Source organism: Streptococcus sp. ELY_125 (genome assembly GCF_058314535.1).
In genome coordinates this window covers 1-23,315 of record NZ_JBZFUM010000013.1, presented here as the reverse complement: position 1 = coordinate 23,315, position 23,315 = coordinate 1, and the positions used below count along the sequence as shown (strand labels likewise).

The 23,315-nt window shown below is 40.6% G+C and carries 28 protein-coding genes; all 28 read left to right on the top strand.

Going from position 1 to position 23,315, the window contains the following annotated elements:
• The first annotated feature begins 2 nt into the window (after positions 1–2).
• The 28 genes from AC4HAL_RS06510 to AC4HAL_RS06375 all read left to right on the top strand — a co-directional run bounded on the left by AC4HAL_RS06510 (position 3) and on the right by AC4HAL_RS06375 (position 22,735).
• Positions 3–542 carry a type VII secretion protein EssA gene (locus tag AC4HAL_RS06510; protein WP_491093510.1) on the top strand — a complete coding sequence of 180 codons (540 nt, stop codon included), beginning with the start codon at positions 3–5 and terminating at the stop codon, positions 540–542.
• The gene (locus tag AC4HAL_RS06505; protein WP_491093509.1) at positions 529–765 is read left to right on the top strand and encodes an EsaB/YukD family protein; all 237 of its coding nucleotides are present in this window, start codon (positions 529–531) and stop codon (positions 763–765) included. Before AC4HAL_RS06510 ends, AC4HAL_RS06505 begins: the two co-directional genes overlap by 14 nt.
• Positions 766–768: 3 nt before the next feature.
• The gene (gene essB / locus AC4HAL_RS06500; protein ID WP_491093508.1) at positions 769–1,989 is read left to right on the top strand and encodes a type VII secretion protein EssB; all 1,221 of its coding nucleotides are present in this window, start codon (positions 769–771) and stop codon (positions 1,987–1,989) included.
• 88 nt (positions 1,990–2,077) lie between these two features.
• Complete coding sequence (gene essC, locus AC4HAL_RS06495) at positions 2,078–6,478, top strand: type VII secretion protein EssC (RefSeq protein WP_491093507.1); 4,401 nt, start codon at positions 2,078–2,080, stop codon at positions 6,476–6,478.
• Between the two features lie 109 nt (positions 6,479–6,587).
• Positions 6,588–7,253: a hypothetical protein gene (locus AC4HAL_RS06490; protein WP_491093506.1), complete on the top strand. Its 666-nt coding sequence runs from the start codon at positions 6,588–6,590 to the stop codon at positions 7,251–7,253.
• A gap of 19 nt (positions 7,254–7,272) precedes the next feature.
• Positions 7,273–8,535 carry a Tle-like phospholipase domain-containing protein gene (locus AC4HAL_RS06485; RefSeq protein WP_491093505.1) on the top strand — a complete coding sequence of 421 codons (1,263 nt, stop codon included), beginning with the start codon at positions 7,273–7,275 and terminating at the stop codon, positions 8,533–8,535.
• Positions 8,525–8,965: a hypothetical protein gene (locus AC4HAL_RS06480; RefSeq protein ID WP_491093504.1), complete on the top strand. Its 441-nt coding sequence runs from the start codon at positions 8,525–8,527 to the stop codon at positions 8,963–8,965. Before AC4HAL_RS06485 ends, AC4HAL_RS06480 begins: the two co-directional genes overlap by 11 nt.
• Entirely contained in the window at positions 8,965–9,312 is a 348-nt protein-coding gene (locus tag AC4HAL_RS06475; protein ID WP_491093503.1) for a hypothetical protein, read from the top strand. Before AC4HAL_RS06480 ends, AC4HAL_RS06475 begins: the two co-directional genes overlap by 1 nt.
• 31 nt (positions 9,313–9,343) lie before the next feature.
• Positions 9,344–9,679: a TIGR04197 family type VII secretion effector gene (locus AC4HAL_RS06470; protein WP_491093502.1), complete on the top strand. Its 336-nt coding sequence runs from the start codon at positions 9,344–9,346 to the stop codon at positions 9,677–9,679.
• Positions 9,680–9,698: 19 nt separating this feature from the next.
• Entirely contained in the window at positions 9,699–10,091 is a 393-nt protein-coding gene (locus tag AC4HAL_RS06465) for a hypothetical protein (protein ID WP_491093501.1), read from the top strand.
• Between the two features lies 1 nt (position 10,092).
• Complete coding sequence (locus tag AC4HAL_RS06460) at positions 10,093–11,085, top strand: hypothetical protein (RefSeq protein ID WP_491093500.1); 993 nt, start codon at positions 10,093–10,095, stop codon at positions 11,083–11,085.
• Positions 11,075–11,605 carry a hypothetical protein gene (locus AC4HAL_RS06455; protein WP_491093499.1) on the top strand — a complete coding sequence of 177 codons (531 nt, stop codon included), beginning with the start codon at positions 11,075–11,077 and terminating at the stop codon, positions 11,603–11,605. Before AC4HAL_RS06460 ends, AC4HAL_RS06455 begins: the two co-directional genes overlap by 11 nt.
• A 15-nt stretch (positions 11,606–11,620) precedes the next feature.
• Entirely contained in the window at positions 11,621–12,283 is a 663-nt protein-coding gene (locus tag AC4HAL_RS06450; protein WP_447452539.1) for a DUF443 family protein, read from the top strand.
• A 35-nt stretch (positions 12,284–12,318) separates the two neighbouring features.
• On the top strand, positions 12,319–12,627 hold the full coding sequence (locus AC4HAL_RS06445) for a DUF4176 domain-containing protein (RefSeq protein WP_447452538.1): 309 nt from the start codon (positions 12,319–12,321) through the stop codon (positions 12,625–12,627).
• 5 nt (positions 12,628–12,632) lie between these two features.
• On the top strand, positions 12,633–14,114 hold the full coding sequence (locus AC4HAL_RS06440; RefSeq protein WP_491093498.1) for a hypothetical protein: 1,482 nt from the start codon (positions 12,633–12,635) through the stop codon (positions 14,112–14,114).
• Positions 14,114–14,827, top strand: a complete 714-nt coding sequence (locus AC4HAL_RS06435; protein WP_491093497.1) for a hypothetical protein — start codon at positions 14,114–14,116, stop codon at positions 14,825–14,827. Before AC4HAL_RS06440 ends, AC4HAL_RS06435 begins: the two co-directional genes overlap by 1 nt.
• A gap of 123 nt (positions 14,828–14,950) precedes the next feature.
• Positions 14,951–15,634: a hypothetical protein gene (locus AC4HAL_RS06430; protein ID WP_491093496.1), complete on the top strand. Its 684-nt coding sequence runs from the start codon at positions 14,951–14,953 to the stop codon at positions 15,632–15,634.
• A gap of 51 nt (positions 15,635–15,685) precedes the next feature.
• On the top strand, positions 15,686–15,808 hold the full coding sequence (locus AC4HAL_RS06425; protein ID WP_491093495.1) for a hypothetical protein: 123 nt from the start codon (positions 15,686–15,688) through the stop codon (positions 15,806–15,808).
• Positions 15,808–16,521 carry a hypothetical protein gene (locus AC4HAL_RS06420; RefSeq protein ID WP_491093494.1) on the top strand — a complete coding sequence of 238 codons (714 nt, stop codon included), beginning with the start codon at positions 15,808–15,810 and terminating at the stop codon, positions 16,519–16,521. Before AC4HAL_RS06425 ends, AC4HAL_RS06420 begins: the two co-directional genes overlap by 1 nt.
• 130 nt (positions 16,522–16,651) lie before the next feature.
• Positions 16,652–17,272: a hypothetical protein gene (locus AC4HAL_RS06415; protein ID WP_491093493.1), complete on the top strand. Its 621-nt coding sequence runs from the start codon at positions 16,652–16,654 to the stop codon at positions 17,270–17,272.
• A gap of 102 nt (positions 17,273–17,374) precedes the next feature.
• Positions 17,375–17,833, top strand: a complete 459-nt coding sequence (locus AC4HAL_RS06410) for a hypothetical protein (RefSeq protein ID WP_491093492.1) — start codon at positions 17,375–17,377, stop codon at positions 17,831–17,833.
• Positions 17,833–18,288, top strand: coding sequence for a DUF5085 family protein (locus AC4HAL_RS06405; RefSeq protein WP_491093491.1), 456 nt, complete (start codon positions 17,833–17,835; stop codon positions 18,286–18,288). Before AC4HAL_RS06410 ends, AC4HAL_RS06405 begins: the two co-directional genes overlap by 1 nt.
• A gap of 553 nt (positions 18,289–18,841) precedes the next feature.
• A complete protein-coding gene (locus AC4HAL_RS06400; protein WP_491093490.1) occupies positions 18,842–19,060 on the top strand; it encodes a DUF4176 domain-containing protein in 219 nt (72 codons plus the stop codon).
• Position 19,061: 1 nt separating this feature from the next.
• Positions 19,062–20,678, top strand: coding sequence for a hypothetical protein (locus tag AC4HAL_RS06395; RefSeq protein ID WP_491093489.1), 1,617 nt, complete (start codon positions 19,062–19,064; stop codon positions 20,676–20,678).
• Complete coding sequence (locus tag AC4HAL_RS06390) at positions 20,665–20,982, top strand: hypothetical protein (protein ID WP_491093488.1); 318 nt, start codon at positions 20,665–20,667, stop codon at positions 20,980–20,982. Before AC4HAL_RS06395 ends, AC4HAL_RS06390 begins: the two co-directional genes overlap by 14 nt.
• Positions 20,983–21,101: 119 nt before the next feature.
• Positions 21,102–21,800 carry a hypothetical protein gene (locus AC4HAL_RS06385; RefSeq protein WP_491093487.1) on the top strand — a complete coding sequence of 233 codons (699 nt, stop codon included), beginning with the start codon at positions 21,102–21,104 and terminating at the stop codon, positions 21,798–21,800.
• A 15-nt stretch (positions 21,801–21,815) separates the two neighbouring features.
• Positions 21,816–22,277 carry a hypothetical protein gene (locus AC4HAL_RS06380; RefSeq protein ID WP_491093486.1) on the top strand — a complete coding sequence of 154 codons (462 nt, stop codon included), beginning with the start codon at positions 21,816–21,818 and terminating at the stop codon, positions 22,275–22,277.
• Positions 22,277–22,735, top strand: coding sequence for a DUF5085 family protein (locus AC4HAL_RS06375; protein ID WP_491093485.1), 459 nt, complete (start codon positions 22,277–22,279; stop codon positions 22,733–22,735). Before AC4HAL_RS06380 ends, AC4HAL_RS06375 begins: the two co-directional genes overlap by 1 nt.
• Positions 22,736–23,315 lie beyond the last annotated feature (580 nt).

Below are 23,315 nucleotides of genomic sequence, written 5' to 3'. Positions count from 1 at the left end.
TGATGCTTGCTTTAGTGAAAATGCGGTTGTTAGTTCAAATGGTATTAAAGCAGCGCCGCTTCAAAAGATATTTAGCAGTGGCTCTTATTTTGGGCTGTTTCCTCTTTTCACTGAGAGTTTCAGGAATAACGGTAAGAGATAACCGTTTGCAGTTTCAGACCAACCGGGTGGCGCAGGATCAAAATGAAACCTTAGGGCAGCAGTCCAAACAGGTCAGGAAGCTCTTCAATCCAGAGGAAACACAGAAGCTGGATGCGCGCAAAGACGGCAAGGCAGCCCTTTCTGGTCAGCAGCGCCAGCTCTTTCAAACAACAAAGGCTGTGAGAACCAGTCGCAAGCAGAGTCAGACACCGCTCTTTCAGGCTAGTGTTACTCATACGCTGGATATTAGGGCCGGACAAGATGAAGACCGCTGGAACATGACAGCGGTCCTATTGTATAGTGGGGTCATGTTAGTGACCCTAGGAGCGGCAGGAACCATAAGCTGGTTAGTGGCCCGCCGTGCTAGACAAGAAGAGGAACAAATACATGCAGGCGATTAACGTGACAGTTGATTTAGGCAAGCGACAAGTGAATCTCAGAATTCCTCGTCGCCTAACGGTTAGACAACTATATGAAGAATTAAGACAGATTTACCAATTGCCCAAAATGATCACCTCCCCTCAGCTTTTGGTGGTCAATAAAGGTTTAGTTTTATCGGAAACCGCTTATCTGTCCGATTATCCGATTACCACAGGAGATTATTTGCGTTTAGAGGAGCTTTAAAGCATGGAAGAGCAATTTCACTTTTTAGGACAAGAATTTACACTTATTAAAGAACAGAGTACTTGGCAGTTGACGCTCAAGCGCTCTATGATTAATCTGGCTGACCCAGAACAGCTGGATCTTTTAGCGCCCCCAGCTCCCCAGCTGCTGCCGCAAACTTATCAGGTTGATGAGGAAGTGGTGACCCTGACTTACGCAGTACCAACCTTAGGACGTACCTTTGGAGAGATCCAAACATTACCCATGTCAGAGCAGCTGCGTTTTTCGCTCAATATTCTTGAGCTCAGTCAGGTGACCAGCTATCCTTTCGGCTTGATTCTCCATCCTGCCAATCTCTTTATTACCAAAGATTTAACCCTAAAATTAGCTTATCGCAGTCTTCTAGGAGTTATGGTGCCGGTGAGTTTCATACCCGAGGATTTTTTGAGGCAGGCTAAGGCCCTTATCGTCAGCCTCTTTACCAGGGAAGAGTTCTCCAGCCTTTACGATGGCAGCTTGGAAGTACTCAAACTGCCAGCCTTTTTGGAGCCTGTCCGCGCTGCTCAGACCTTAGCAGATTTAGAAGCTTATCTGCATACCCTTTATCAGGAGAAGGTCGCTGAAGAAGCCAAAACACAAAGCTTGGTCTCTAAGCGCCGCTTCGCTGTTTATAAGTACACAACGATATGGCTGGCAGCTCTTGCCGTCCTGCTCAGTGTCCCTCTAGTCTATCTGGTTTTTTTCCAAAGTCCTTTTCAGGCTAAGATGCTGCAAGCCGATAAGTCTTTTCTCAAGGAAGACTATACCGGCTTAATTGATGATATGGAGCGGGTTAAGCTGGACAAGATTCCTTACACACAGAAATACGAACTGGCCTATGCCTACATCCAAGGGCTGGACTTTAACGCTGACCAGCGTGAGGTCGTCATGAATAATATCACTCTCAAATCAGATGAACTCTACTTGGACTATTGGATTCAGATCGGTCGTGGCGACCACGGTGATGCTGTCGATACGGCTAAACGTTTGGATGATGTGGATTTAATCCTCTATGCCCTAGCTGAGCAGATTACGGCAACCCGTAAGGACAGCCATCTGTCTGGTAAGAAACGCGATGAAAAGCTCTCTCGCCTGCAGTCTGAGTACGACCAGTACTGGGAAGACCGTAAAGATGCCCTATCTGGAAAGGATGATGATGGTACCGCTACCACGTCAGCTAGCTCTGGCTCTGCATCAGAGAAGTAGATTTAGACAAAAATAACTAGTAAGGGAAGGCGGGCTAAAGGTTTGTCCCCTTCTACCCTATGAAGAGAAAAGGAAAGCTAAAAAGACCATGGATATCATTGTACTTCGTGATACCTACCGTCAAGTCTTGACGGTCCCTAAAAAAGGCGCCCTGCGTCTCAATGATCACCTCAGCATCTCGCAGACCGATGATGGTCTGATCTATCAAACTAAAGAAAAAGAAGCTCCCCTCGGCACCGCCGTTCGCATAGGGGATTTTGTTGTTTATCCCAAGCCTGATAATCAGTGTCGTTACAGCATCGATGGCCTGTCCCGTGTAGTTGTCGGAACCCTAGCTGGGAGCGATCTCCTGTCGGGGAGTCAGGCCATTAGCCTGCTGCTAACCAAGGTTAAGGATGGCAGTTGGCAGCTTCAGAATCTCGGAGCGCCCATCTACCTCAATAACCATCTTACCTCCCAAAATCAAAAGCTTCCTTTCGGAGCAGAATTGGCCTTTGGCAACAGCCTACTTAAGGTTTTTCCTAAGGAAATCTGGGTATCAGGTGCTGTTAAAAATGTAACTTTACTTGAGGTAGCTGTTTCAGCTTACCGGTACTATGAAGACTATCCGGACTACCACCGCTCGCCGCGTTTGGTCTACCGCTCCAATGAAGATAGGATGACGGTCAATGCACCGCCGCAAGTGCCCAATAAACCACGTAATGAACTGCTCAGAATGTTGGTTCCGCCTCTAGTCATGATCGGGGTGGTCATCCTGATTTCAGTCTTTCAACCACGGGGGCTTTACATACTCATGGCAGTAGCCATGAGTATCACAACTGCTATTTTCTCTGTTCAGAACTATTTTCGTAACAAGCGGGAATATAAGCAGAGCTTGGTCGATCGGATTTCGGCCTACCATGCCTACCTCTCAGACAAGTCTATCCAACTGACGAAGTTAGCACAGGAACAGCGTTTCGGCCAGTTTTATCACTATCCTGCTCTGGTTCAACTCGACCAGTTAGCTCAAGAGTACTCTCACCGTATTTATGAAAAGACCCCCAAAGACTTCGATTTTCTCTATTACCGCTTAGGGCTAGGAGAAGTGCCGACCAGCTACAGATTAGAGTACTCCCAGCAGGAGCGCTCAGGTGTTAAAGATCCTCTGGAAGTGGAAGGCTTTGCCCTCTATGAGTCTCATAAAAAGCTAGATGATATGCCAGTTCTAGCCAATCTCAAGAACGGTCCAGTCGGTTATGTCGGTGAGAGGCGCTTGGTTTTAGAACAACTCCAGCTCCTTATTCACCAGTTGGCTATCTTTCACTCTTACCATGATCTGCAGTTTATCACCATCATGCCTGAGGCCGAAAAAGACCAGTGGCAGTGGCTGAACTGGCTGCCTCATGCAACCCTGCAGGATGTTAATGTCCGAGGCTTCGTCTATAATGACCGTACCCGTGATCAAATCCTCAACCGACTGATGGAGACCTTAAGACAGCGTCAGCTCAAGCAGAAGGAAGCTGGGGCCAACCAAGAGCTGATCCATCTGCCCCACTATGTGGTGTTGGTGACAGATGATACCCTGATTACGGACCATGTTATCATGGAATTCTTCGCCGGAGATCCGACCGCCTTGGGCTGTAGCCTGATCTTCGTGCAAGATATCATGCGTTCCCTGCCTGAGAATGTTAAGACAGTTATCCGCTTAAAAGACCAAGCTACTGGTGAACTTGTCATGGAAGAAGGCGAACTCAAAAATCATGAGTTCGCTCTGGACCATTTCCCAGAAGGTTATGATAAGGAACAAATAAGCCGCCGGCTGGCGCCTCTAAACCACCTCAAGACACTTAAGTCGGCCATCCCAGACGCTGTCACTTTCCTTGATATGTATAGGGTGGATAGAGCGGAGGAACTGGGAATTTTCGAACGCTGGCAGTCGCACTCACCCCACCAGTCTATGGCTGTTCCTTTGGGATTACGTGGGGCAGAGGATTACGTTAAGCTAGATTTGCATGAGCGGGCGCATGGGCCGCACGGTCTGATTGCCGGGACGACTGGTTCTGGTAAGTCGGAGCTGATCCAGTCTTATATTCTATCCCTGGCAGTCAATTTTCACCCCCACGATGTGGCCTTTCTCTTGATTGACTATAAGGGTGGGGGCATGGCCAATCTCTTTAAAGACCTGCCCCATGTCCTAGGGACTATTACCAACTTGGATGGGAATCAGTCCATGCGGGCTCTAGCGTCAATCAAGGCTGAGAATGAGCGCCGTCAGAGGCTCTTTGCTGAGGCTGATGTCAACCATATCCATGCCTATCAGAAGAAGTATAAGCAAGGAGAAGTCTCCGAACCCCTGCCCCATTTGGTCATCATCAGTGATGAGTTTGCGGAGTTAAAGAATGAGCAGCCCGAATTTATTACACAGCTGGTGTCAACCGCTCGGATTGGGCGTTCTCTTGGGGTTAATCTCATCCTTGCGACCCAAAAACCAGCTGGGGTTGTTAATGACCAAATTAGATCCAATTCTAACTTTCGTATTTCCCTTAAAGTGGCGGACAAGGCCGACTCACAGGAAATGTTACACACGCCGGATGCGGCTACTATCACTCAGGCGGGACGGGCTTATTTGCAAGTCGGGAATAATGAAGTCTATGAACTTTTCCAAAGTGCTTGGTCAGGGGCGGATTACCAGCCCGATAAGGAAGAACAGGGCATAGAAGATCATACGATTTTTGCCATCAATGAGTTAGGGCAGTACGAGGCTCTCAATCAGGACCTCTCAGGTCTCGATGAAGCAACTGATATCCGTGAAGTCCCAACAGAGCTGGATATCGTGGTTAAGCATATCCAGAAGGTGACTCAGGAAAAGAAGATCGCCCAGTTGGCTCAACCTTGGCTGCCACCTTTGAACACTGAGATTTTTGTGCAAGATCTACGCCAAGAAAATTTTCAAGAACTCTGGCAAAAAGAAGATCGTCTAGAAGCGATTATTGGTGTTGTAGACATCCCAAGTAAGCAAAGACAGTCGACATTAAGTCATAATTTTGAAGATGATGGTAACCTTGTGATTTATTCAGGCCCCACAATGGGCAAATCAACGATTTTACAAACTATTGTGATGGATTTGGCACGACAAAACAAGCCGGATTTACTTCATATCAATCTCTTTGATTTTGGAACCAATGGTCTTTTACCTCTAAGAAACCTCCCGCATGTGGCAGATTTCTTTACAGTTGATGATACTGAAAAATTAAATAAATTTATCAAACGAATTCAAAAAGAAATTACTCATCGGAAACGCATTTTTAGCCGCTACGCAGTTGCTAACATCAGCCTCTACAGAAAATTAAGTGGAAAAAATTTACCGCAGATTCTGCTTGTCATTGATAATTATGATGGCTTAAAGGAATCATCAATGGGGCAAATTTTGGAAGAAGTATTCCAATCTATCTCTCGCGAGGGTTCTAGCTTAGGAATCTCATTGATCCTTACCGCAGGCCGCCAAGGGATTTTACGACCAGCCTTCCAAGCTAGCCTGAAGACCCGTCTGGTCTTAAAAATGGCAGATGACAATGAGGCCAAACAACTGACAGGGCGTCACGAACATATTATGGAAGATATTGCAGGACGTGGAATTGCCCAACTGGAGCAACCAGAAGTGTTCCAAGCTGCCCTGCCAGCCTATGGTCAGGCAGATTTTGACCGTATACAGATGCTCCAAGAGGAAGCAGAAACCATGACTGAGCTGTGGACGGGGGATTTACCAGCCTCTATCCCACTGGTACCTGAGCACATTAGTTTCGAGGACTTTACAGCAAAGAGCAGTGTGCAAGTAGACTTACAGGCAGGACGTTTCCCGCTTGGCTTGGATTTTGAAGAGGTAGAAAGCTTTGCATTATCACTTGAGAAAATGCAGGTTCTAACTTACATGACGGATAATAGCGATGCATTGAGAACATTAACTCAACATTTGCTTAAAACTGCCTTGCAACCTTCTTTTGCCGCATCAACCTACTTAGTTGACATTAAGCAAGAATATACTGAATTCGAAGGTAAAGTAACAAGTTATATTTCAGATGATAGTCATATCACGCTTATGGCACAAGTTATTATGGATGAAATGACGGAACGAGAAGGTACCCCCTACCAAAAACTTGAGAATTGTTTTATTTTTATAACCGATGTGGAAGGTTTCTTTGGCTTAACAAATATCAATCCTCAGGATTGGGCTGATATTTATGAACGAGCACGGCAATATAAAATTTATCTAATACTTGGAGGAAGCTACCAGTTTATCGGGATTAATTATGATGCAAGAGCTAAAACCATCCGTCTCAAATCCCCTTGGACGCTATTTGCGATGAAAATCTCCGAACAGGGATTTCTGGATAAAGTTATTGATTCCAAAGAACCGTTCCCTGATCTTGACGAAGTTTATATTCACTCACGGCAGTCTTATAAAAAGTTAAAAATCTCTTCACGTTTGGGAGAAAATTTAGATGGTCACTAATCTAACTAATGGTGTCACCTTTAAAAAGAATACCTAAACGATCGTTAGCCCTTCCTATTATCCCTTTTCATATAAATTGATTGATTTTTATACCGCCTAGGAGGTAAGTATGGTCTTAAAGAAACGATTAATAGTCGTCATCATAATATTAGGAGGATTAATTATGGCAGGCTTGTCGGGCTTATCTGCATGCGGTTTGAATAAAGACAGTCGGGAATGGATTGAACAAAATCGCGTTTCGGATATTTACAAAGTCTATCCGACCAAGGATCCAAAGGATTTATTTAAGGTATTCCCGGATGGGTTTGGCATAAGGCAGTCCTATACTGGCAAAGATGGTGTGACCTATGAATTAAATGTAGAAGGTGATCCTAATACTAAAGAAATCAAAGGGGATTTGGTCAGAGATCCCATTGATGACGCACAAAAAGTCAGTGATGTAAGAGTAGAAGACAGTCACCTAGTTTTTTCAGATCCGTCTGTTAAACAGTATTGGCCGACAGATGAGTTTCTCTTTCAGCATTTAGCGATTAATCAAGCCTATCTGGACAAGTTGAAATCGACAGATCATGGCTATAATAGCCAAAGCGGCAGTTTTAACATAGCGTATCAATTATCTGACTCAGCTATTAATAAATTTTTGAATCTCAAGGATGAGGAAATTAATAAATTTGAAATTTCAGGTAGTGGTAAGGACTACTATGAAAGAAGCCTATATTTTAAATTTACAAATGAAATAGAATTTTTTGAAACTATTGATAAATATAGCAAATAGAGTAGGAGAAGATAAAGTCATGGCTAAGCAAGTTAATGAAGCACAAGATACAGCGTATGCCTCTAAAATCACCTATGATGTCGAAACTTACGCGGTAAAAAATAACATTGATCTATCTACAAAAAGTGGTCAGATTGAGATTCAACAATATTTGAGACGTAGTAAAAGGATCCCCTCCAACCTTGAGTATGTTGACAGCTTTTACGATAAGTCAACGGGTACCAGCGGAACCGCCTTTAAAGACACGAATACCGGAGAAGTTATCGTCGCCTATACAGGCACCAATCCTGATGGTGATACCCTCACCGATGTCAAAACTGATATTATCGATATAGGTGTTGGTACAGGCGGTCATTATGATTCAGCTTATCAGTTCTACGATAAGATGGCAGACAAATACGGAGCCTCTAATCTGACCCTAACCGGTCACTCCCTAGGCGGTAATGTCGCCCAGCGTGTCGCCCTGGAAAAGAATGCTCAAACCACTGTCGTCTATAACGCCGCTCCCCTTTACATTCCAACAGCGACTGCGGTTCTGAAACAGAATCCTGCCTTAGCGTTACTTGTCGACCTGTCTACTACAGGCAATATCAATGATATCAAGCAGGATCAAAAAAAGTTCACGGGCAAGGTGACCCGTATCAGAACCCAAGGCGATCCGCTCAATGCGATTGTCAATCGAGCGGGAGCTGTTTATCTGGGGGAAGAGATTGTCTTAAATGCTTCTGGCGGCCATAGTATGGGCGCCATTGTAGCAGATCCGGACCAAATGGAGCAGGTTCAAGCCATTGTTTCAGAGCAGGCGTCTCTTAAGAGGGTTCAGGCAACATTGAAGAGTGTAGACGGCCAGATGAAGGCAGTCGAAACGATGAAAAAGACCTATTCCTCCGGTGGTTTGACAGGGTCAGAGAAAATCTTTTTGGATGCCGAGCAGGCAGCAGCGGTTATCCAGGGTTTAACAAGCGTTTCACAGGAGGCAGTCACTCAGGCGCAAGCCCAAGCGACCAAGGCGAAAGAGAAAGCTAAGGCAGTCTACGATAAATTGAACGATGTTCCCTTTGGCATGATTTTGAGCCCTGATGAGGTCAAGGAAGCTTATGCGGAGGCGGGCTGTACTTACGATAGTATTGTTGGTAATGTTGAGCGGCATTGTTCCAAAACCACGCAAAAGTTTCAAGATTTGGCAGATGATTTCAGTGAGCTGGAAGGTCAGATTGCGAACGCGATTACAACCATGGTACAAACAGACAGTGAGATAGCAGGGATGATCAATGAAGGATAAATGGGCTGAAAAATGGGATGAAATTAATGACAAGCACTGGCAGGAACGTCTTGTTCTTGAAAAAATGGAAACAGACTATTATGCTAAAAAACAGATCTTTGAGCAGAAGTTCAATCAGTTAAAAGAACTGCAGCAATCCCTTCAAGAAGGAATAGAAAATAATTATGAAGGCTCAATGGCCATGCTCCACCAATATGGAGACAATCCAAACTTTGAAGAAGCTAGACAAAAATTAGCTAATTTAACGGAGCAGGCTAATCGGTTAAACCATAATCAGTTTATTTCTCATCGCAGAAAACTAGAGGAAGAAAAAGATGAGTTCGAGCAAGATTACCGTAAGCGTCACAGTGCCCAAGAAAATAAGATAGCTGATCTTCATCAAGAGCTCGTTAAAATCGATTTGGCAGAAAAAGAAGAAAAGAAAGGGTGATGTTAATGGGCAATGCCTGGGATAATTTTAAAGAGTCGGTCGCGGATAGCTATGATTATGTAGTTGATCAAGTTTCAAAAGATCCAAATGTTCAAAGTAAGGTAGCAGCACTTAAATCTTTAAATAGGGAGTCTATAAAGCATATTCATGCCCCGATTAGAAAAGGAGAGCGAGATGATGCTAAGAATTTTTTTGATGAATATGTTAAACTTATTGCAAGTGAGACTAAGTCAAACTTAGAGCAGATTGCAGGCAAACTAGATAATGATATAAAAGGAAAATTATCGAAATCTATCCAACAAACTATGAAAAGCAAGGCTTCTGGCTATGATGCCTTTAGTGACTAAATAAAACAGCATTTTTGGAGGAATAAATAATATGGCAGGTACAATTCAAAGTTCATCAGCAGTTGCAGGACAGCACGCTCAAGCAATTACTAGTGGTGTTAACAGTATTTCAACAGATTCCCAGGTTACAAAAGATAGTACGAGTACAATCGGAGGGAATGCGACAGCCTCAGGCTATATTGATAATGAATCATCATACGCTTCGCAGGTAGAGGGAGCCATAAATGGTTTTTATTCGAACCTGAACAGTGTAGCTTCTGAGTTTGAGTCGGCGGATGCCCAAACAGCTAATAGTATTAATAGTTCGAGCTCTGGAACTAGCGGTGTACATGGAAAAGATAGAAATGCTGCAGGACAGCAGCATTAATGCTTAGGATATAATGAAAATGGATAATAAACGAATACGCACAGTAAGTGATGTAAACAAAGAAGAGCTAGCTGTTAATCGCCAACTAGATGATTTATATAGCAGGAAGAGAAAGTTTGAAATTTATGAGAATGAGATGACAGCCCATAACAATAATGCTCTCATGCATCTTAGACAAATTCTAGACTATTATGTTACAAACTCCTCCGAACAATTAGCCTACGAGGATATGCTGATGATAGCGGAGACTTCAAATAAAAAGATGCACGCCTCATTTGAACTAAAAAGGGAAAAATTTCAAGCTGAAGAAAGAAAATTGAATATTCGTTTGGATAAGCTCTATTATGAACGTCAACGTATTAATTTTAAAGAGGAAGAAACTAAGTTAAAAGAAAAAAGAAAAGGAAATTAATATGGTAAAAATGGATTTAGGCAGCTCAGACAGCCAGAGCAGCAGTGTCTCAACAGTAACCAGCGGGCGAATAACGGCCTACGAAACGACCATGGGAGCCCTAAGTGCCTTTGCCGGCGAAAGCAGCTTAACAGGCCAAGCCTATGATAGTGCTAAAACTTATGCAAACTCAGTTTTGGTGCCTTTATTAAAAGCGGCAATTCTCTATGAAGAAGGTTTAGATGAAGCTGTTAGCAAGTTACCAAGTGAATACCGCAATACCGAAGATTTAGGAAATGAAAGTTTGGATACGGATATCCTGCAGGCCCAGTTAGACTCCTTAACCTCAATGGAGACGAGCTATCAGTCAGCTGTAGACACCGCCAATAGCAATGGCGAAGATGCTTCAGATGCTCAAACCAATTTAGATAACACGCGTGCCCAAAAAGATAAGGTTCAGCGTCAGATCAATGCCCTGAATAAATACAGTGGTGATTCAACAGGCTTCTTTAGTGATTTATCTACGAGTGACAGTACGGTATCCAGTGCTTTTTCAGCGATTAATGGGTTGCCTGCATTTAGTGGGACCTTCACTATTCCTGGAAAGAAGGATATGGAGTGGACTAAAGCCATTAATTCGCAGTGGGATGAGCGAGAGGCTTACCAATTGGTTGCCAGAAAAGTTAGTAATGGTGAAGAACTGACGGATAGTGATATTAAAGCCTTAATTACCTATGCACAGAACCATCCAAATACGCAACTTTCCACTCCAATGATGAATGCTATCAACACCTATTATACAAACCATGGTGTTAACGTTCCAACAAAAGAAAGTAATAAGGATTCAGGGCCTTCCATTGCTAATACTATTTTACAATATATGAGTAATATTGGTGATCTGGTAAAAGGAGCTGGTGGCTGGGTTGTATCTAGCGGAACGGACAAGCTAGCTAAGATTATTAGTAAAATCACTGTGGCCTCTCAAGGGGGGGGCTGGTGGTTTTGTGATACTTGACACAGGCAAAAGGTTATATAGGAATGGTTATCAGAAAGGGCTTGCAACGGTAAGCAAAGGGAGTGCAATCAGTAAATTTGGTAGAGTTTTAAGTAATCCTTATGTCCAACTTGCTGCCTTTGGTGTAGGTGTTTGGAACGATGTTGCTAATAAGGGGAAAACAGTCGGTCAAGGCATTACTCATACAGGAGCAAGTACAGCAGTCGGTTTAGGAACTAGCGCCTTGACTACAGCAGTGATAACTGGTATTGCAGGTGGACCAGTTGGCTGGGCTGCTTTGGCAGGAGCTGCTGTGGGATACGGAGCAGTTCAATTGTTCGAGTGGGGTTATGATCATAATTTCTTAGGAATGCAAGATGGCTTAGACGCTGCTGGAGAATGGATTGATAAGGGGGCTGGAAAGGCAAAAGACTGGGTTGAGGATAATGCAGGAAAAGCAAAAGACTGGGTTGAAGATAAAGCGGATAAGGTAGGCGACGCTATATCAAGCGGCATAAGTGCCATTAATCCATTTGATTAATGAGAGGAATTCACAATGCAGAAAGCCGAAATCGAATTTTTGAGAAAAAGGAATTTACGATACCGTATTTTAAAATCTACGAATCAATATTACCTTTTAGATGCAGATACTCCCCTTCTCATTGTTTACTTTTTTCCAGTTCTTATTTACTTTGTTCCTCACCGTTGTTATCCTATAACGCAAACAGAGTATCAACAACTATCTAACTCTCCCGAAATGAGTGAGCATATTCGTGAAGTTTTCAGCCGCTATGGTTTTCGCTATAGCTTAGGTTCGGGATTGTTAGCCATGCTGCTTGGAATTGGTTTTAATGTTAATCAATATCTATATTTTTCTGCAGGAATGTTCAATTATATATTAGCTATTTTTATAGGCTTTATGGTTATAGGCTTACGTATTTGGATGACACAAGCTTATAAGTTGCCAGATAGTTACTACAAAAGAAGCTATCAAAAAATTTGGATTTTTCCCCGTTTTGTAAAACGTCTTCTGCTGTTTGCTTTTTCCTATTTGGTTATTTTAGCTGTTTGTACAGCTATTATCTACGCCTTTTTGACTGCTCAAGTTGATAACTATATTGTCCATATCAATTTGTTAACTCTTCCACCCCTATGTTTATGCGCTGGTAATTTTGTATTTCTTGCTCCCAACAAATACTGGATCAAGCTTCAAAATTAATCGTATGTAAATTTTAAAAATCAGGAGAATAAGATATGCTTAGTATTGGTTCGATTGTACAATTACATGATGGTACACAAAAATTAATGATTTTAAATAGAGCTCCTCTTATAAATGATGGTGAGAGGATTGTTAGATATGATTACAGTGCTTGTAAGTACCCTGTAGGTTTGAATCCTCAAAAGGTTTTCTATTTTAATGAGAAAAATATTAAGAAAGTCGTTTTTGAAGGATATCATGATGAAAGCGAAGATAAATTTGACGAGCTCTATCAGCAATGGTTAGAAGAAGAAGGTTCTCAAATTCCTCAAGGGGAAGTTATAGGACCCTTGGAAGGAGATTAGGTAATATGGTAAAAATGGATTTAGGCAGCTCAGACAGCCAGAGCAGCAGTGTCTCAACAGTAACCAGCGGGCGAATAACGGCCTACGAAACGACCATGGGAGCCCTAAGTGCCTTTGCCGGCGAAAGCAGCTTAACAGGCCAAGCCTATGATAGTGCTAAAACTTATGCAAACTCAGTTTTGGTGCCTTTATTAAAAGCGGCAATTCTCTATGAAGAAGGTTTAGATGAAGCTGTTAGCAAGTTACCAAGTGAATACCGCAATACCGAAGATTTAGGAAATGAAAGTTTGGATACGGATATCCTGCAGGCCCAGTTAGACTCCTTAACCTCAATGGAGACGAGCTATCAGTCAGCTGTAGACACCGCCAATAGCAATGGCGAAGATGCTTCAGATGCTCAAACCAATTTAGACAACACCCGAATCCAAAAAGACAAGGTTCAGCGCCAGATCAATGCCCTGAATAAATACAGTGGTGATTCAACAGGCTTCTTTAGTGATTTATCTACGAGTGACAGTACGGTATCCAGTGCCTTTTCAGCCATTAATGGGTTACCTGCATTTAGTGGGACTTTCACGATTCCTGGAAAGAAGGATATGGAGTGGACCAAAGACATTAATTCTCAGTGGGATGAGCGGGAAGCTAAGCTTGCGGAGACTGATATTGATCATTCAGCTCAAGAACTAGCTAAAGAGGCAGGTATTTCCTACGATAAAGCGTTAGATTGGCTTCTCTCTGGTAAGAAGCCAAATGGTGTAGCTAAAAAAGCTGTGACACTTTATAATAAATATGTTACTTATAAAGGTGAGACGCGCTTTATCAACGGTCGTAATATTACCGTTGATTCTAAAGGACGTGTCCGAATGGGTTCAAAGCAGATTAACCTCTACAACAGAGACACCGGCCGTGTTTATGCCAATAGGACTGCAAAGACATTTAATGATGTCACAGGTGAGGAAGATATTAGAAAGACCAATATCGGCAGAGGTGTCAAGGCTACTGGCTGGAAGAATGCCTTAGGCGATGCTGCGGATTCAGCTAAGGGGAGCTTTAAGTCTTCACTGAAAGTATGGGATGACTTCAATTGGAAAGATGTTTCTAAGCTGACAAAATTCGGAAAAGCGGCCAAAGGCCTTGGTGCTATCGGAACGGTTTTGAGTGTTGGAGACAATATTAAAGAGAATTTCTTCGATGATAAGAGCTCTTCCGTAGGAGAAAAAATTAGAAACTTTGCGGTTGATCAAGGCGTTGATACTGTCTCAGGTGCCGGTGCTGCCGCTGCTGGTGCTGCAATTGGAACCATGGTTGGCGGTCCCCTTGGCACTGTTGTCGGAGCTGCAGCTGGTATGGGAATTTCATGGGCTGCAAATTTCAAATTTAAGGAACTTGGTGATAAATCAGTAACAGATCTTGCCAAGGACGGTCTGAAAGGTGCCACAAATGCCATTGGCGGTGGTTTAAAAACAGTAGCGGGGTGGTTTAGCTGATGTCAAAGATAAAACAGAAAACAGTGTCTCCAAGAGAACGTTACCACGGACCATTAATCACCAATGGTGCCAGTCTTGGCTATCTCAAAATCTATCCTTGGATTAACCTACCCTTTTCTATTTTCTTCTTTTATTTGGGAATTGTGGGAGAAAACACTACTCATTTTGGTATTATCAAAGGCGTCTTTTTGGCCGGCATTATCATTAATGTCGTGAGTCTTCTTTTTTCCTTTTCCCATACTCTTGTTAATCGGTTTAAGTCTTTCGCCTATATCTTGGTTGCTTTGATGACTTGGTCGACGCTGATGTGGCTGGACTTTATTGGCTTGATGATGTTTGTATCATCTGGTGATTCGGGTAGCATTGAAAATTTATATGTCTCTCCCCTAACTTTATTTTATGTTATTCCTATCTTGCTTCTCTTTCTCGTTTTCTGCGGTGTTTATGCTTGGTATTACCTGCCCAAAAACCAAGGCAAAGTTTGGGCTTTTAACCAAGGGGGGGCTAAAGATAGAAAGAGTGCCTTCACCAATAATTTTTTGATTACCTTTGGGGCAGTGATGTTTGTCCCAACTTTGTTGACAGGCTATCTTCAAAATGCCTTTGGTCTTTTCTTAGGAGTTTTGATGACGTTTGCCTTTCCGGCAGTTATTGTAGATGCCGTTTATGCAGCGATTTACATTAGAAAGCACCCAGAGGAGGACTCGCTTTAGCTGGTAGGTGGTGTAGTGCTGCTGGTATGGGGATTTCATGGGTTGCAGATAATTGGAAGATTGGCGGTAATTCAGTAACAGGATGGGCTAAAAAAGGGCTCAAAGGTTTATTTGGAGGATAATATGAAAAATGAACGCTATCATGGCCCGCTTATCGAAAATCCGGTTAGTCTAGCTTATATTAAATTATTTCCTTGGATTGCTCTATTTCTTTCAGGATTTATGCTAGTAGGTTCACTATTTAATGACAAAATAGGAGTTTTTATCGTAATTTTTTCACTTTGCACTTTCATTAGCTTAATTAGTATCTTACTATCCTTTATTAAAAAGTTTATCTATCGTTTTCAAAGTTTCACTTATCTATTAATTGCACTGATTGTTCTTAGTTTACTCCTTGATTTAAATTTTATTGGTCTGATGATGTGTGTCAATGGAGGTGAAGTTTTCTCGAGGATTTATTCTTTCGCTTCAGCCATTTATGTTATTGCCATGCTTGTTATTTTTATTATAGCTTGTAGTTTTTACGCTTGGCACTACTTGCCTAAAAATCAAGGAAAAGTATGGAAAATCAATCAATGGGAAACCTACGGTGTGAAAGGTAAAGGTAAAAAGAGTCAATTTATGACCAACTTTGGGGTTGCTTTTGTGGCTGTATTATTTGTCCCAGCCCTATTAACCGGCTATGCAGAAAATGTCTTTGGGATTTTCTTAGGTATTTTGATGACATCAACATTCTCTGCAGTATTCGTGGATGCCCTCTATGCGTCAGTCTATGTCAGGAAGCATCCAGAGGAGGACTCACTTTAGCTGGCAGGTTACCAGTGTAGTGCTGCGACTGGGATGGGAATTTCATGGGCTATGGGACAAAAAATTGGCTTCCTAGGAAATAAGTCAGTAACAGATCTTGCCAAGGACGGTCTGAAAGGTGCCACAAATGCCATTGGCGGTGGCTTAAAAACAGTAGCGGGGTGGTTTAGCTAATGGTAAAGATAAAACGCCAGAAAACAACAGTTCCTAATGAACGCTATCATGGCCCTTTGATTCAAGATGGTGTGAGTTTAGGTTACCTTAAAATCTATCCTTGGATTAACTTACCTTTTTCTCTTCTATTTTTCTTCGGATGGGGACAAGGTGATACTTTAGGTTTCATTAAAGGCCCCTTCTTAGTTTGTATTATTATCAATGTGGTAAGTATTCTCTTTTCCTTTTTCCATACTCTTGTTAATCGCTTTAAGTCTTTCGCCTATATCTTGGTTGCTTTGATGACTTGGACGACGCTGATGTGGCTGGACTTTATTGGTTTGATGATGTTTGTATCAGATTCAGCTGGTAGTACTATTGATGCGAAGAGAATTTATGGTTCACCTCTAACTTTAATTTATGTTATCCCTATCTTGCTTCTCTTTCTCGTTTTCTGCGGTGTTTATGCTTGGTATTACCTGCCCAAAAACCAAGGCAAAGTTTGGGCTTTTAACCAAGGGGGGGCTAAAGATAGAAAGAGTGCCTTCACCAATAATTTTTTGATTACCTTTGGGGCAGTGATGTTTGTTCCAGCACTGTTGACAGGCTATGTAGAGAATGTCTTTGGGCTATTTTTAGGAATTTTGATGACTTCGACTCTATCTGCGGTTATAGTTGATGCCGTTTATGCAGCGATTTACATTAGAAAGCACCCAGAGGAGGACTCACTTTAGCTGGTGGGTTATCAGTGTAATGCTGTGGCTGGTATGGGAGTTTCATGGGCTGCCAATCAAAAATGGTTTGGAGGGGATTCAATAACAGGATGGGCTAAAAAAGGTCTAGAAGGATTATTTGGTGGGTAATATGAAAAATGAAAGATATCACGGCCCCCTGATTCAGGACGGTACACATTTTGGATATATTAGATTATTTCCTTGGATTACTCTTTTTATATCGTCTTTGTTATTATGGGGAAATAGCTTCATTGACAAAGTTGGAGTCTTCAAAGTTATATTCCTAATCTGTGTTTCAATTAGTCTATTTTGTATTTTGTGGTCATTTAGCCAGCACCTATTTTACCATTTTCAAACATTCACTTACATATTGATTGCATTGATTGTTCTGGTTATCATTATTGATTTTAGTTTTATTGGTTTGTTTATGGGTGTAGGAAATGGTGGAATATATTCATTGATTTCAGCCATTTATAATATCATCATGTTACTCCTCTTTTTAACTTCTTGCGGCGTCTATTCTTGGTACTATCTTCCACAGAATCAGGGCAAAGTCTGGAAATGGAACCAATGGGAGACTTATGATATCAAAACAAAGAATAAGAAAGGAGATTGGCGACGTAATTTTGGTATCGCTTTTGGTGCGGTTATGTTCCTCTCATCATTATTAACAGATACTCTTGAAAATGTTTTTGGCGGCTTTCTGGGAGTTTTGATAACGGGAACACTCTCAGCTCAGCTGTTTTTGTAGATGCTTTGTACGCAGCTCTCTATGTAAGAAAAAATCCCGAGGAACTTTGAATGTTGAGAAATTTTGAAATTTATATGCTATTAAAAAAGTTAGGAGAACGCAATGGATATTAGACCCAAAGCATTAAGCATTATACAGATGGTGGGCTATAAGGAAGAAGGCCTAGTAGATATCTTGACTGATCAACTTTGTTGGGATATCTATGTTTTAGGTCGGGATTTTATTGAAGGAATGATGGATACAGTATATTCAGATGGTCCTGTTTATTTCAAGAGCTATCCGTTTTCTGACTCAGAATCTATAGATATTTTTACTACTTTTGGTAATAAAATAACGCCAACAAATAAGGAGACTGGACCGCTTTTATTTGCGGAGAAAATTTTGGTAGATAGTGAAGATTTTGCGACCTTTTCATCTAATAATTTGTCAGAGTATTATGATGCGTTAGCTGCGAAATATTCTGGAAAGTCTTTAGATAAATTGGCGGTTTACCATGTACTGTACCATCCTAATAAAGAGAATGTTGCAGTAGATGCTTACAGCAGCTGGGAGGAAAACTGATGGATTATATTGTAGCTCAAGGTGTAACTAATGAGGATGTGTTTGAAGCTCGTAATGTTATCAGAAAGCGTAAGACATTTCATGTCAGTCACATGCAAGAGGAAATGGATGCTTTTATGACAGCGATTGAAACTGCTGGAGGTCATCCTGCAGGTCCGATTGTTTATAGTCTTAACAATATTCCCTACGATGGTAATATGGACATTGAATTTTTTCTGCCCTTAGAGGAGGAAAATATTCAAATTGAAAATATGACATTCTCGTCTTACTTTGAAATCAATAATGTTATAATGGCCTCAGTAGATCACGATTACGAAGATTTAACGAAAGAGGCCTATGCAAGACTGCTATGGACTTTAGAACAAAACAATCAGAAACAGAACACCCCCTTTTATCATGTCTTGATACCAGAGGGAACTGGACGAGTTACGGTATTACTGGGGTATGCTTACTAACATGTAGCAGTTTAAAATCGAGGAGTATATAAATCAAGATCAATCAAACCCAAAATGTCAAAGTCAGCTTTAGCTGGACGACCTTTTTCTTCAGCCTTTTTGTGCACTTTTTAGAGCAGATATGGGACTTGTTGAAGAAAAAGAAAGCGGTTTTTATGATCAATACTATATCTTAGAAGATAACAATGTAAAAAAACAGAAGGAAGCTCATGGTGAAAAATAATCTCAATAATATTCATTTCTTTTGTGATACGCATTGTTTCCTTATTTCTTTACTTTCGTAATCGAGTTTATTGGAAATATGATAATCATTGGATGCTAGGAAAAAACAGAACCGAAATTGAAAGACGATACGGCAAGTTTGACCCATCCATACTGGGTCATAACAAAGAAGTTTATGTGATAAAAGATAATCCTTTGTCTCTAATATACGATAATGATAAAGCTTACTTTGTTATGGCCTTTGACAATAAAGGTAAGTGCGTTAAAGTCTACCAATATACGCCACCAGAGTTGTAAGTGCGTATTTGATAATGATACTATCGAAGACTGCGTGCTTGAGGATATTGGGATTTATCCTCAAAAAACGCAGGCGGACTCAATTCTGTTTCTTCAGCACGACATTATTGTTCAAGTAGTTTTTGAAGGCTATAAAGATGAAGAAGAAACACGGTTTATGGAAGTTTATCACGATTGGGAAGCTCACCTTGATATCTCTCGTAAAATAATTAATTCCTATGTCTTGTTTGAAATAGAGAAGGAGATTAGATAATATGGTAAAAATGGATTTAGGCAGCTCAGATAGCCAGAGCAGCAGTGTCTCAACAGTAACCAGCGGGCGAATAACGGCCTACGAAACGACCATGGGAGCCCTAAGTGCCTTTGCCGGCGAAAGCAGCTTAACAGGCCAAGCCTATGACAGTGCTAAAACTTATGCGAACTCAGTTTTGGTGCCTTTATTAAAAGCGGCAATTCTCTATGAAGAAGGATTAGATGAAGCTGTTAGCAAGTTACCAAGTGAATACCGCAATACCGAAGATTTAGGAAATGAAAGTTTGGATACGGATATCCTGCAGGCCCAGTTAGACTCCTTAACCTCAATGGAGACGAGCTATCAGTCAGCTGTAGACACCGCCAATAGCAATGGCGAAGATGCCTCAGATGCTCAAAGAAATTTAGATAACACCCGAACCCAAAAAGACAAGGTTCAGCGTCAGATCAATGCCCTGAATAAATACAGCGGTGATTCAAGCGGTTTCTTTAGTGATTTATCTACGAGTGACAGTACGGTCTCCAGTGCTTTTTCAGCCATTAATGGGCTCCCTGTCTTCAGCGGGACTTTCACGATCCCTGAAAAGAAGGATATGGAGTGGACCAAGACGATTAATTCTCAGTGGGAGAAAAAAGAGTTCTATGATTCCTTGCCGGAAGAGGTTCGTAATGCCATTACCACAAATGATATTGAGATGACTGATGATGGATTTTTCGTTATAAATAAACCTATTTCTGAAATATTGAAATCAATAGGGAAAACAGAAGTTATTATTGATGGTAGTACTGTCTCTGTTGATGAAGTTTATGATGATCACTTTATTTATGGGGTTAAGGGAGAAAATGGTTATTCCTACAGTGTTTTAAAAATGCGTGAGCTTGGGGACTCTCAAGGTGGGCACGGTGTATCAATTCCCTTCATTGCTACTGACATTAATAATTTATTTAAATTTTCAGATGACAGTAACACGATCAAAGATTCCGATCGCTTCTTTAATGAATTTCAGAGAATTGTCAACGATACGGGGCAAAAAGCTGATAGCACAATATTAGAATATTTCAGAAATACAGATAGTGATGGCAGCTATTTAGTAGCAGATTTATTTACCGATAAGGTTATTAAAGAAAATGGATCTAATACGATAAATTCTCAACCGTTGGACGATATTTTGGATAAAATAGAAAATATAGATAATCGTTTAGGCAAGATAACTGGTCCTGTAACTGAGCAGGCATTGCTCAACGAACGAGAAAAATTACGGCGAATTCCAATATATTTAGAAGAGTTAAATGAGAAAGCCGGGTATGATATCTATAATCCAGAAACAGGTGATATTACGGTAAAAGATCCTGACAACCTTACCCATTATGAACGACAGGCTATTTTAGCCGTTTCAACTGGAAATGTTAACTATAATTCTTTTGCTGCAGAGGTAGAATTTCATGCTGACGCTGTTGATAATTGGAAAAAATATATACCAGGTTTTAATTGGCAAGAAAGAGCCCTTAGAGCAGATATGGGACTTGGTGAAGAAGATGAAAGCGGTGTTTATGACCGATACTATATCTTAGAAGATGACAGTGTAAAAAAACAGAAGGAAGCTCATGGTGAAAAATAAAAAAATAGTCTCAATAATGCTAATTTCTTTTGTTATATGCATTGTTTCCTTATTTCTTTACTTTCGTAATCGAGTTTATTGGAAATATGATAATCATTGGATGCTCGGAAAAAATAGAACCGAAATTGAAAGACGATACGGCAAGTTTGATTCATCCATGCTGGGTCATAACAAAGAAGTTTATGTGATAAAAGATAATCCTTTGTCTCTAATATATGATAATGATAAAGCTTACTTTGTTATGGCCTTTGACAATAAAGGTAAATGTGTTAAAGTCTATCAATATACGCCACCAGGGCTATAAGTACGGATTTTTATGGGTATTAGTGCAGTAATGGATCATAAATTTAAGTTCTTAGGAGGCGACTCTGTCACAGGAGCAGCTAAGAAGGGGCTAAAAGGTTTAGCAAAGAGGTTTGGACTATGATAAATAATGAAGAAGTATATGAAGAACGATATTATGGGCCATTAATTCAAACTCCCGTAAGCTTAGGGTATAGTTTGGGATTTCCATTTATTGGCCTACCAATATCAATATTTTTGTATTTTGCTGGTGGTTTTGAAGATAAAATTGGGATTATTAAAATTATATTTTTATCCTGTATCATTATCAATATAGTAAGTTTGATATTAGGTATGCTTAAAGCATTTGGTTTGACTGTTATTAATGTAATTACATATTTTTGGATTTCATTAGTCTTTTTATCTATACTCATCGGATTAGACTTCATAGGATTGTTAATGCTTGTGTCTAATGGAAGTCCCTCTAATGCTAATACCATTTATTCAAACCCCTTATCTATTGTATATGTAATTATTATGATGGTTATATTTATAAGTGCATTATTGTCGTATTCTTGGTACTATCTTCCTAAAAACCAAGGGAAAGTTTGGACATTTAATCAGTGGGGAAGTAAGCATACTCGAAAAACTCAGTGGAAAACAAATTTTGTCATTACATTTGGATTGGCTCTTTTAGCTCCAGCGATTTTAACTGGGCATATCGCAAACATTTTTGGTCTTCTTATAGGTATCGTGCTGACTTTAACATTGCCAGCGCTTGTTGTAGATGCTCTGTATGCAGCCTATTATGTGCATAAATATCCTGACTATGAAGAATAACTAAGGGAGGTTAAAATGGCGATTAACTTACAGGAAAAATACTTAAGCATGAATAATGTTGTTGGTTTTTTAACAACAAAACCAACTGATGTACAACCCGAGGAGGTTTGTAAACAAGTGTATGATGTGGGAGATGAGTTTGCCAAAAATCTTTTGGGACAGGTATACTCTGACGGTCCCATTTATTTTAAAACAATCCTATTTTCTGATAATGATGAACTTAATGATATGCTTATCTTTACAACTATTGGAAATGAAGTATACAGTAAAGTTTCAGAACTCAAGAGCTTAGTATTCGAGCAAAATGTATTATTAAATAGCCCTGACTTCTCCACGCTGATTCCAACTGAATTACAGGAATACTATGACGAAATTTATTCAAAATATAGAGGTGGTGCTAACTACTTAGCAGTCTACCATGTTCTCTATACCGTGGAAGATAAAATTTTTGTAGATGTCTATAGTGAGGTGGACTAATGAAGTATAGATTAGGTGATAATGTCAGTGTGGTAGAAACATTAGGAGCTAGGAATGTTATCCGAATGCGTGAAGCATTCCCCTATAATAAAATGACTGAAAAAATTGATGGCTTTATAACTGAAGTTGAGCAAGCCGGCGGACATATTAATGGACCAATTGTCTATAGTCTTAATAATATGCCAAATAATGAAGGGATAGTGGACATTGAGTTTTTCCTTCCCTTGGAAGAAGACTATCTTTATCTTAAAGATACGATATTTTCATCTTACTTTGAGGTAAAAAATCTCATTGCAACAGCGGTCAGCCATGATTATGAAAATCTAACTAAGATTGCTTATGCAGAGCTTCTCTGGACTCTGGATGCTAATGAGCGCGAAATAAATACACCTTTTTACCATATTTTACCAACTGATGGCTCAACTAAAGTCACAGTACTGTTGGGGTATGCTTATTAGCAGGGTATAGCAACTATGGTATGGTCCAAAATCGAAAAATTACAAAGAATCGCTGACAAAATGAGATTAAAGAATTGGTTTTATGATGCTGTCGATGCCGTCTCCAAGGCCGATAAGGCAGCGGTTGTTTTTTCTCCTGAAATAGCTATACCGGCTTTAGCTTTCGGATAGGAAGGATAATGCAAAATGAATCATATCAGTAGGATAAAGAGAAAATATTTCTGGGTATCACTAGCGATCATTGTTGGATATTATTTCTTTTCGATGATTGGTTTTATGCTGTACTCTGCTAAAATTATTTCCACTCCGCAAATTTCGGGTGCAATTATATTTATAATTTTACTCATTGTTATACGTGTGACTAGGCTTAACTATTTAAAATCTATCAACAACGTATTGCTGGAACATATTGCATTGGCTGATTATCGGGCTTATTTAGAGACAAAAGCCTTTATAACCCAATTTGTAAAATTAAGCTAGACAGAAAAAAGCCATTTATGATAGGCTCAGATAAACACCACATTTGTCTGAGAGGAACTACCATAAATGACCTACACCCATCTTACCACAAACGAACTTG